At 50.5% G+C, this 11,800-nt stretch carries 8 protein-coding genes; all 8 read left to right on the top strand.

The genetic code is table 11. The annotated features are described in order from the left end of the window. Positions 1-372 precede the first annotated feature (372 nt). The 8 genes from BMW65_RS00690 (at position 373) to BMW65_RS00655 (ending at position 11,800) form a co-directional block, all read left to right on the top strand. Positions 373-1,617, top strand: a complete 1,245-nt coding sequence (locus BMW65_RS00690; RefSeq protein WP_090601983.1) for an MFS transporter — start codon at positions 373-375, stop codon at positions 1,615-1,617. A 269-nt stretch (positions 1,618-1,886) separates the two neighbouring features. Then, positions 1,887-5,027, top strand: a complete 3,141-nt coding sequence (locus tag BMW65_RS00685; RefSeq protein ID WP_218145312.1) for a SusC/RagA family TonB-linked outer membrane protein — start codon at positions 1,887-1,889, stop codon at positions 5,025-5,027. Between the two features lie 37 nt (positions 5,028-5,064). After that, positions 5,065-6,564, top strand: coding sequence for a RagB/SusD family nutrient uptake outer membrane protein (locus BMW65_RS00680; RefSeq protein ID WP_218145311.1), 1,500 nt, complete (start codon positions 5,065-5,067; stop codon positions 6,562-6,564). Positions 6,565-6,605: 41 nt separating this feature from the next. Continuing rightward, positions 6,606-7,859, top strand: a complete 1,254-nt coding sequence (locus BMW65_RS00675; protein WP_245747434.1) for a cupin domain-containing protein — start codon at positions 6,606-6,608, stop codon at positions 7,857-7,859. Positions 7,860-7,898: 39 nt separating this feature from the next. Further along, positions 7,899-8,933: a sugar phosphate isomerase/epimerase family protein gene (locus BMW65_RS00670; protein ID WP_090601978.1), complete on the top strand. Its 1,035-nt coding sequence runs from the start codon at positions 7,899-7,901 to the stop codon at positions 8,931-8,933. A gap of 30 nt (positions 8,934-8,963) precedes the next feature. Beyond that, entirely contained in the window at positions 8,964-10,115 is a 1,152-nt protein-coding gene (locus BMW65_RS00665; protein WP_090601977.1) for a Gfo/Idh/MocA family protein, read from the top strand. Between the two features lies 1 nt (position 10,116). Next, the gene (locus tag BMW65_RS00660; protein WP_090601975.1) at positions 10,117-10,902 is read left to right on the top strand and encodes a 3-keto-disaccharide hydrolase; all 786 of its coding nucleotides are present in this window, start codon (positions 10,117-10,119) and stop codon (positions 10,900-10,902) included. A 19-nt stretch (positions 10,903-10,921) separates the two neighbouring features. Beyond that, complete coding sequence (locus BMW65_RS00655) at positions 10,922-11,800, top strand: EboA domain-containing protein (protein WP_090601974.1); 879 nt, start codon at positions 10,922-10,924, stop codon at positions 11,798-11,800.

Here is an 11,800-nt window from a genome sequence, read left to right as displayed (position 1 = left end):
TGAAGCCAATGTTAATTATTGTTTTCTTGCTAACCATCATGGTCTGTCCTTATCTATCCTTAGCCGTCGGGTATGGATTTGTGTAGGTAAATGCCGTTTCCTTTTCAAAAAGGGCTTTTTTTATACCCGAATTTTTTTTTATTTTGGGCTGCCATGAAAGTTCAGGATAGGACAGGATAGCCGTGTATTGCCGATGCGATATCTTTGTGTACGTTCCATGGAAGACACGGGACGAATCGGCATTTGAATATCCGAAATGGTTTTTTAAAATATTCGGCTTTTTTGGCAGACAAGGGCAAGACAGAAAAACGAAGCATTAAAACTATCGATACAAATAGCTAATTATAAAACCAATTAAAAACCTTTAGTACTATGAACGAAAACATTAATAGGACTGCTTTGTTCAACGGGTCATGCTTTGCCCTCATTACCACTGCATTTACATTTTCCATCCGGGCGGGGATTTTACCGCAACTTGGAGAAGAATTCGGCTTGAGTGCTACCCAGCTTGGGGTCATTAATTCCATGTTCTTTTTTGGGTTTCCTATTTCCATGATTATTGGAGGGATAGTCTACCATTCCTTTGGTGCAAGAAATATCATGCGGGTGGCCTTTATAGCACATACGATAGGAATTATCATGACCATTTATGCTGGAGGCTACTCAACACTCCTAATTTCCACATTGTTTATCGGTTTCGGGAACGGATGTACAGAGGCGGCCTGTAATCCGATGATCGCAGATATGTATTCAGGGGTGAAAATGGACAAAATGCTAAACAGGTTCCACATGTGGTTTCCCGGGGGTATTTTTTTGGGCTCCCTGCTTTCCCAAGCGATGACAAGTATCGGCTTCAGCTGGCAGGTCCAAATTTGGGTGACCATGATTCCTACGGTAATATACGCTATTCTGTTTTACGGGAAAGCCTTTCCTAAACCTAAAATTGAAGGGGTTACTTCTCTGGCTGAAAACTTCCGGGCGATGTTCACGCCTACTTTTGGGTTTTTGTTTGTTTGCATGTTCCTCACGGCGATTTCGGAGTTTGGTCCAAACCAATGGGTCAGTGTGATAATGAGTAACAGCGGTGCCCAACCGATGCTGATTTTGGCGTTAACAAGTGGTCTGATGGCCGCGGGAAGGTTTTTCGCCGGACCGGTTGTCCGGGTGCTGGGACAGACAGGCGTGCTTTTGGGCGGCGCTATCTTGACCGCGATTGGTATCTACATGTTTAGTACAGTTACGGGTCCGTTAGCTTACGTGGCAACGGTTATATTCGCACTTGGAATTTGTTATTTCTGGCCCGTGATGGTAGGAGCGACGGCGCAACGCGTTCCCAAAAGCGGTGCACTGGGCATGTCAATTATCGGGGGTGCCGGCATGTTTTCTTCCGCGATTTTCCAACCCATAATTGGTGGGTGGATTGACAGTGCGCGGGCAAAAAATATGGCTGCGGGACTAACAGATTCTGCTCTGGAGCTTGCTACAGGACAGGATGCCTTAGTCAAGATGATTTCATTCCCTGCGATTTTGATCGTATTGTTTATCATTTTCTTCTTTTGGCAAAAGCGTTTAAAAGATAAAGCTGCACCAACGATAGCAGCGCAGCCGTTGCATTGACACGGCCAACAGTAACACCGTTTTCATGAAGTATAGCTAGGGAGCGTATGCACTCCCTAGCCTTGCCGGACATGCTTCAGAAATGGGGTGTGTGACTAAGAAATAAATCTGACATCAGGAACTATTAAACATTAATCGAATCACCGGGCGAAATAGCGCTATCGTGATTCAAGGGAAATCACATGTCTATAATTAACTACTACAATAATATGTAAACTATTTAAAAAACAATCAATTAACCAATTAATTTAATTAACCAAGTTATGAATATGTGTAATGATAAACCAATCAACCAACATGGTTCTGTCGGAAAAAGACGGCAGCTTCGAAGGGTTGCGAGCAGCTACCTGCTTGTGACATTGATGATAGCGATGGTTCAGACGGTATGGGCCGGACCCAACCGCCAACAAACCGTTAACGGCCGGGTGACCGATACCGGGCAAGTGCCAATCAGTGGCGTGACCGTGACCGAGAAGGGGACGAATAACAGTTCCAGCACGAATGACCAGGGCGAATACACGATCACCTTACAACAAAGCCAAGGGGCTATCTTGGTGTTCAGCGGTGTAGGTTACGACTCGCAGGAGGTGCGTGTTGCCGGTGCTTCGCTAAACGTAGTGATGGAGCATAGCCAAACCGACCTGGATGAAGTGGTGGTAGTGGGCTATGGAACCCAGCGGAAGTCCGACCTGACCGGTGCGGTAGGGACGGTGCGTGCCGAAGCCCTTCAGGAACGACCTGCATCCTCGCTGAATCAGGGATTGGCAGGCCGGGTAACCGGTGTCAACGTTTCGTCAAGCTCTGGACGGCCTGGTGGAAGGACCAATGTCCGTATCCGTGGGGCCAGCTCCGTCAGTGTGTCCAACAACCCATTGTATGTCATTGATGGAGTCATTTTAAACGCGGCCGGACTGCAAAATGGCAGTACGCCCATTGACTACCTCAACCCTAACGATATTGCTTCCATCGAAGTGCTGAAGGATGCTTCCTCAACAGCTATTTACGGCGCCCGTGGCGCAAACGGCGTTATTTTGGTGACGACCAAACGGGGGACGTCCGGCGGCGGTGGATTGACCTACGATGCTGATTTCAGCATGGGGACGGCTCCCAAATTGTTGCCCGTGCTCAATGCAAGGGAATTTTTGGAAGTGGAGGAGATTGCTTACGCCAATGCGCAGAAATACGACCCGGTCGGCTGGGCAACGGGCACGAAATATGTGGATCCCCGTACTAAACGTACCAACCCCCTGCTTTTTGATGGGCAAGGAAACCCATTATATGACATCAACTGGCAGGAGGAAGCGTTCCAGGATGCTTTTACGCAAAACCATCAGCTCGGTTTTACCAATGGCAACGAAAAGGGAACCTATGGGGCATTCCTGAGCTACCGTAACGAGAATGGCATTATATATGGTTCGTGGCAAAAACGCTATGCCGGGCGCTTTGTATTCGACACGGAGATTAAGGATTGGTTGAAAGTAGGTGGATCGCTCAGTTATAACGACCAAGATGAGAAGCAGGTGGATCAGTTGGATGGTGGCGGCATCACCATGGTGCGACAGATCCTGGAGGCCTTGCCTATCATACCCGTGCGGTATGCCGACGGTTCATGGGCAAGCAACCGGGATTATCCGGGTATGGAGGGGGGTGATAATCCTTTCCGCATAGCCGAAGAACGGCTGTATTTTCTGCGTACACAGACCATGCTGGGAAATATGTATGCCAATATCCGGTTGATGGAAGGCCTCGAACTTCGGTCTACGCTTGGAACGAACATCATCAATCAGCGTAATGATTATTTTGCCGCCGCGGGGCTGCAATACATTTCTACCAATGGTAATGCATACGTTGCCAACAACCGATTTAATTCGTGGCAGTTTGAAAACTACCTGACTTATAATAAGGAATTTGGGAGTATCCATTCGTTGAATGCAATGCTGGGCCTTTCGTGGCAGCATGTTGGCAGTTTCAACAGCCAAGCCAATGCCGAGGGCTTCTCCGATGTGTACTTCCAGTATAATAACCTGGGTGCCGGGGCTACGGCATTGGCTCCCAGCTCCGGGGCGTCAGCCTATGGCTTGAACTCCTATTTTACGCGGATAAATTATTCCCTCATGGGCAAATACCTCGTGACCTTTACCGGACGGATGGACGGATCGTCGAAATTTGGTGAGCAAAACCAATATGCGTTTTTCCCGTCGGCGGCATTGGCGTGGCGGATAAGCGATGAGGAGTTCATGAAGGATATACCCGCTATCTCAAACCTGAAACTCCGTACAAGCTACGGGGCTACCGGCAACTCCGAAATTCCCTCATACCGGGCGTTGGCTGGCATGAGCAATTATTCGGTCATCTTTAATGGGGCCCGCGAAATCGGAATCGGATCGGGACGGATGGCTAATTCGGCACTTCAATGGGAAAAAACCCATCAAGTAGACGTCGGGCTGGAACTGGGACTTTTCGCAAACCGCGTAAACCTCGAAGTGGACCTCTACCGCAGAAAAGTGGACGACATGTTGTTGGATGCACCGCTGCCGCTGAGCAGTGGATATGGAAGCATATTCACGAATATTGGCAGCATGGAAAACAAAGGGATCGAGATTGGTTTGAATACCACCAATTTGCAGTCGGACAATTTCTCCTGGAGTACGACATTCAACATTTCGATTAATAAGAACAAGGTGCTGGCACTTTCCGGGGGCAGCGATATTTTTCCGGGAGCAGCCACGATCATCCGGGTAGGCGAGCCTGTGGGATCGTTCTTCGGACGGGAACACTTGGGCACATGGTCTACGGCCGAAGCCGAGCAAGCAGCAATCTATAACAAATTGCCGGGCGACGTAAAGTTCTTGGACCTGAATAATGATGGCATTATCAATGACAACGACCGTACAATTATCGGAAAAGGTATCCCGGATGGATTTGGCACCTTCCTGAACACATTCCAATACAAAGCCTGGTCGTTGACGGTAGATTTGCAATACATGTACGGCAATGACGTGCTTGACCGAAGCATCCACTCGATCGAGGACCGGCAGGGTATTGCCAATAGTTACAAAACGGTGCTGAATGCGTGGACCGAAACGAACCAGAATACGCCCATTGCACAGGTACGGCCCATTCCAGCCGGTTATGACACGTATGACGATAGCCACAAAGTGCAGGATGGGTCATTTATCCGGGGCCGGAATCTCTTGTTGGCTTACGCATTCCCCGCACAGCTCGCTTCGCGATTGAAATTGCAACGGGTGCGGTTGTACGGATCGGTACAAAACTTCTTCGTATCCACCAAGTACCGTGGTTTCGATCCCGAAGTTTCCAATTCCGGATCCGCCTTCGGTCAGGGATACGGCCTCTACGATTATCCACGGCCAAGGGTATTTATGTTGGGCGTGAACATCGGGTTGTAGGAACAAGGTAACAAGGTACTATCAAAACTAAGAAGCGATGAAAACAATAGCAATAAAATACATGACAATGACCCTCAGTGTTGGGGTGTTATTGACCAGCTGCTCCGAATTTCTGAATGAGTCGGATCCCAGTAACTTTACCGTAGAGAATTATTTTACCCAACCGGCGCATGCCCGAAGCTCGGTGAATGCGATTTATGCGAGCATGCGGGATCCGCTATCAAGCGGTTTTGGGGGTGGTGCTTGGGCAATGACCGAGTTTGCCACCGGTCTGGCTGCTACAGATTTAGGGCAAGCGGTCAACAGTTATTTCGTCAAGGATTTGAACAATACATCCGACAATGGATATGGCCAGACTTTTTGGGCATCTTATTATCGGGGAATAGGCAACGCGAACCTGTCCATTGCCAAAATCCCGGAGATTACCATGGACAGCGAAGAAGCGACGAGGCTGTTGGGCGAAGCCCATTTTTTGAGAGCCTGGTATTATTTTGAGCTGATCAGGATGTTTGGCCACATTCCATTGGTCACCGAACCCATGTCCTTGCAATCGGAGCAATTGCGTCCGGCACAAGCTGATCCGGAGGCGGTTTATAACTTAATCATCGATGATCTTACCATCGCAGAAGCTGCGGGGTTGGCATGGAAAAACGCATCGGGAAGGGTGAGCCTGGGGGCTGTAAAATCATTGATGGCGGAAGTATACCTGACGATGGCAGGCTATCCATTGCAGAAGGGCGAAGCTTACTATAGCCTGGCGGCTGAAAAGGCGGAAGAGGTTATCAATTCCGGGGAGTTTGAACTGTTTGATGACTACGCTGCATTGCATGACCCCAGTATGAAGAACATCATCGAGAATATTTTCATGATCCAGTTCAAAACCCAGCTGATTGTCCCGAATTGGCAGGTATTGATTATCCCTTACAATAAAAACATTTCGCAATATTCCGATGAAACGGGTGGCATTTATGCGACGGCAGACTTCGTGGAATCGTATGAACCGGGTGACTTGCGCGCCGAGGAAAAGCAATTTTTCTTTACCCAATTTACCCACGAATCCAACCGGAATCAGGTGGTGGATCTTGGTGGGTATTTCATCTGGAAGCTTTTTGACGAGGTGGCCCAAACCACCACGGCCAACAGCGACCTGAATTGGCCGGTAATACGCTACGCCAATGTGCTGTTGACGTATGCGGAAGCATCCAATGAGGTGAACGGGCCTACAACGGCAGCGTATGATGCCGTCAATGCTATCCGGTCGCGGGCGGAATTGGACGATCTCGAAGGCCTCTCGAAAGAGCAGCTACGGGAAGCCATTTGGCGGGAACGCTGGTATGAGCTGTGCTTCGAAAACAAAACTTGGTATGATATGGTGCGCTTACGCAAGGCGTATAATGTAGCAACCAAACAATTTGAGGACTACGTAGGACATCGGTTTACCTATGGGCCGGTATTGAAGGAGCGGGAGTTGCTGTTTCCCATACCGACCAGCGAAGTGCGGAATAACACAAACTTAACACAAAATAGTGGCTATTAATCAAACAATTTAATGCCTGTTTACGGCTGAAATTTTTAAATTTGAAGGTAATAACCAAATATCAAATCAATCAACATATGGAAACAAGCAAGCTATCGAAGCAAGCAATTGAAGAGGGCGAGGGCATTTTACGGTTGGCACCGACGTGGGTCCCGCGTTCGTTCTGTGTGCCGGGGCGTCGGATCAAGCTCCACCCGGATGATTATTATGTATTGGGGGGCATACGTGGGGGTATAGACGAACGTTGGCTATCCTCCACGACGCCTGCGAAGAACGGCCCGCTGACGGGGGAAGACGAGGGCTTGAGCAAGGTGGTGCTGGGCGCCGGGAGTGGGGAGCAGCAATTTTTGCTGCGGGATGCGGTGGATGAGCTGAAGGGCGAACTCATTGGCGCGCGCCTGTGGGAGGCCTACGGGGCCTGGCCGATGTACTCGAAGTTTTTCGACAACATGGGGCCCTTGCCACACCACGTCCACCACAACGACGAGAAAGCGGCGTTGATTGGGCAGCAGGGGAAACCGGAGGCGTATTATTTTCCGCCGCAGCTGAACAACCACGGCGGGGATTTCCCATACACGTTCATCGGGATTGCGCCTGGGACAAGCCGGGATCAGATAAGGGACTGCCTGGTGAACTTCACGAAGGGGGACAACAAGATAACGAACTACTCGCAGGCGTACCGCTTGGAGCCAGGAACAGGCTGGGACGTCCCACCGGGGCTGCTTCATGCGCCGGGAAGCCTATGTACATACGAGCCCCAGAAGGCTTCGGACGTATTTGCGATGTACCAGTCGCTGGTAAACGAGGCGGTAATACCAGAAGAGCTGCTGTGGAACGGTACACCCCAGGACAGGATTGGGGACTACGACGAGCTGATAGCTGTGCTGGATTGGGAGCTGAACGTGGATCCGTATACGATGGCGAACCGTTTCATGGCACCGCTTCCCGTGCGTTCGGAGTTGGAGATGCTGGAGTCAGGTTACGTGGAGAAGTGGGTGTGCTACAAATCGGAGGCGTTTAGCGCGAAGGAGCTGACGGTGCTGCCGGGGGCGACGGTGACGATCCATGACGGAGCGGCCTACGGCCTGATCATGATGCAGGGCCGAGGGAAGCTGGGTGTATGGGACATCGAGACACCGTCGCTTATCCGCTACGGGCAGCTGACGCACGACGAGTATTTCGTGAGCGAGGCTGCGGCGGTGTCGGGTGTACGGATAACGAACCTATCGAAGACAGATCCCATCGTGATGCTGAAGCATTTCGGCCCGGGCAACCCGGACCTCGTATTGGCATAGCCTACGGAAAAGCATGTGTAATCAATAAAAACAGTGAATATGAGTACAACGAATAATTTCCCGAAACTGCACAACGCCACTTGGCCTGGTATCGTGGGCAAGGGTCCGGATTCCGAACCCGTGATACCTTTTGACGATTTGCTGGCTTATACGGCGGCAGCGGAGGTCAATGGTGTGAAGTTTGACGGCGTGGATATTGGCCTGTTGGAGCCACACGTCAACATCAATGGGGGCACGGACGAAGTGAAGCGATTGGCCGACAAGGTAGCTGGGCATGGCTTGAAAATCGGTTCGCTGGTGGCACCTATTTGGGCTGGGTCGGCGCTTGGAAGCAAGGAAAGCCGGACGGTTTTCGTTGACATGGTGCGCAAAGCCTGCCAGTTCGGTCAGCAGTTGAGGGAATTGGGTATCCGCCCCTATGGGGTGGTTCGCATCGATTCTTCCTGCTCTCCTGCCGCTTGGGCGGAAGACCCTGCTGGAAATACCAAAATTATTGCCGAGACATTCCGCGAAGCATGTGACGTGGCGGCCGATTATGGGGAGCGATTGGCAGCGGAAGGGGAAATCTGCTGGGGGGGTATGCACAGTTGGAAAGCCATGATAGCTACGCTGGAAGCGGTAGACCGGCCGAATATTGGTTTTCAGGCTGATATGTCCCACACGTTTCTTTACCTGCTCGGCTACAATAAACCAGAAGATCGTATCCTGCCTGAAAACTTCCAATGGGGCGATCGCGCGGCAATTACCGAAGGGCTACGGGTGCTTACCAAGGCATTGCGTCCATGGACGATAGATTTCCACGTGGCACAGAATGACGGGACGGTTTTCGGCTCCGGCTCGCACGACAAGACCGGTAGGCACTGCTTGCCCAATGATCCGAACGGCAAATTGGATATTCCCAAAGACGCCGGGCATTGGCTGCGTGATGAGCAGGGGCAGCTGACCAAGGCGTTCAACCACATCTGCTGGGATGGGTGCATGTTTCCCAATGCGGTATTGAACCAACAACAGACATGGAATGATATTTTGGCAGCACTAATCAGTGTTCGTGAAGCGCATGGATGGCAGGAATAATCACAGCACGATATAATAAAGGAGAAAAATATGAGTAATAAGCAGAAACTGAGAATAGGATTAATTGGTTGCGGCTTCATGGGCCGTACCCATTCAAACGGATACAATCGAGTGCCCAATTTCTTCCCCGAATTGCAGTACCAACCGGTTTTGCAGGCGGTATGTTCGCGGCGGGAGGAAAAAGTAAAGGCCTTCGCAGACCAATGGGGCTTTGCCTCGTATGAAACGGATTGGCGGAAGCTCATTGCCCGTGACGACATCGATGCCGTGGATATTTGTACGCCCAACCACCTGCATGCCGAAATCGCCGTGGCAGCTGCTGAGGCCGGAAAAATGGTGCTTACGGAAAAACCACTCGCACGGAACCTGGACGAAGCCAAAAAGATGGTTGACGCCGTTTCAAAAGCGGGTGTGACCAACACGGTATGGTATAATTATCGGCGCCTGCCTGCTGTCACCTTGGCCAAAAAAATCATTGCCTCGGGCAAGTTGGGCAAGATTTTTCACTACCGCGCAAATTTCCTGCAAGATTGGACCATCAATGCTGACCTTCCGCAAGGTGGGGATGCCGCTTGGCGGATGGATGTCGACGTGGCGGGATCTGGCGTAACCGGGGATCTGCTTGCGCATTGCATCGATACCGCGATGTGGCTGAATGGCGGAATTACGGAAGTTTCGGCCGTTACTGAAACATTCGTGAAACAACGTGTCCACCTGGATACCGGTAAATTGCAGGAAGTGGGGATAGACGATGCGTGTATTTTCCATTGCCGCTTTGCAAATGGCTCACTGGGATTGTTTGAATCCACCCGCTATGCGCGCGGACATAAGGCCCTCTATACCTTTGAAATTAATGGAGAACATGCCTCCATCCGTTGGGATTTGCATGATTTGAACCGACTGGAATATTTCGATAACGGGGTAGACTCGGATGTCAAAGGTTGGAGTTCCATCCACGTGACAAATGGGGACCATCCCTATATGGAAAAATGGTGGGTTCCGGGCTTGGGCATTGGCTATGAACACAGCTTCGTCCACCAAGCAGCCGATTTCCTGAAAAGCCTGGAGACGGGTGAGCCTTGTCAGCCCGACTTCAAAAATGCATATGAAACACAAAAGGTCTGTGAAGCGGTCATCGAGTCGGCCAAATCGCGCAGTTGGAAAGATACAGCGGTAGAATAAGATGTTAAGATCAGGAAATTGCCTCCGGAGCTGGATAAGCGCCGGAGGATTTGTGTTGTTGGTTTCGGCGTTCATAAGCTGTACTTCAGGGGGCAACCAGCAGGAGGTGAGCACAATGGGCCAAGAGGAGTTTGTAGCGCTCTTTGACGGAACCAGTCTGGCTGGATGGCGTGGCGATTCGACACTTTGGCGCGTGGAAGATGGTGCCATCGTCGGCGAAATTGTACCGGGTAAAGAACTGGAAAGAAATTCATTTATCATCTGGGAGGGTGGTCGGCCAGCAGACTTTGAATTGATAGCCGAGTATCGTTTGACCGGGCAAGGTAATAGCGGGTTTAACTACCGGAGCGAAGAGCTGCCCGACGTCCCTTTTGCCTTGCGGGGATACCAAGCGGATATTGATGCTGCGAATACGTATACCGGACAGAATTATGAAGAACGTGGCCGTACGATATTGGCCTTTCCGGGCCAACAAATGCATCTCCCACCGGTAGAAGGGGAAATCAGTGATTATGCCAAGGGCAATATTTGGACGGCAGGGGTAGAAACCGGCTCATTAGGGGGGCGCGATTCGCTGAAGACACTTATCAAACACGAGGACTGGAATGAACTCCGCATTGTGGCAACAGGAAACCGCTTACAGCATTACATCAATGGAACATTAATGAGTGAAGTGGTTGACGATGACGAGAAAAATCGTAAATTTGAAGGCTTGATGGGATTTCAGGTGCACGTTGGTCCGCCGATGAAAATTGCCTTCAGGAATATACGATTGAAAAACCTTTAACAGGAATCTCATAACCCCTATGAACGATGTAAACGCCAGCTTTGCCAATCAAGTGGCTTCCTATGTCGCTGACGGCGAATGGAAAGCTTTGCGCGATCAGGTAGGCCATTTTATTGCCGACCCGCAGCCAAATACCTTGGCAAGGATCTTTACAGCGATTCCCCGAACGGTCAAATCCGCCGGTAAAGCGGAATTTATTACGTTGGATGGACCAACCCATACAGAAACCGCTCCATTGCCTTTGGTGGTAAAGGATTGGCCGTTGGTACGGCTGGTACGGGTCTGGGTACTGACGAGGGTTCCTGCGTTGGAACAGCCAAGCTACCTATCGCTGATAGAGCGGCTGTTTAGCTACGGCGACGTGGAAGAACTGGCGGCGCTCTATGCGGCATTGCCTATCTACCACTATCCAGCGGCATGGCAGCTTCGTTGCATGGAAGGCATCCGAAGTAATATGGCTCCGGTAAGGCAGGCTATCATCGTCAACAACCACTACCCAAGCCAGTTTTTGGATGAAGGGGCATGGAACCAGCTGGTGCTGAAGGCATTTTTCACAGATGAGGACATCCCCAACATCATTGGACTAAAACGACGTAACAACCTTCGGCTGGCGCAGGCGTTGGTAGACTATGCCTATGAGCTCCATGCTGCCAAAAGGAATATCAATCCCATGCTATGGATATTGGCTGCCCCATACCTGGATGACCGTGCGCACCAGCTGATGGTGCAGATCTTGCAGGAAGATATGGCGCTTTTGACGCACAAGGCGATTGTGTATGCTTTCCGGCAAAGCAACTTTGGCCCGGCAGCTGATTTTATAACAAGGAATAGCGAATTAACGGATTTATTGGATACAGCAGGTACACCGTGGGATGACTGGCTGGATCAAACTAATTGA

This window comes from Parapedobacter koreensis, assembly GCF_900109365.1.
Lineage (GTDB): Bacteria > Bacteroidota > Bacteroidia > Sphingobacteriales > Sphingobacteriaceae > Parapedobacter > Parapedobacter koreensis.
The sequence above is the reverse complement of the archived record's forward strand: the minus strand, read 5'-3'. Positions and strand labels throughout refer to the sequence as shown.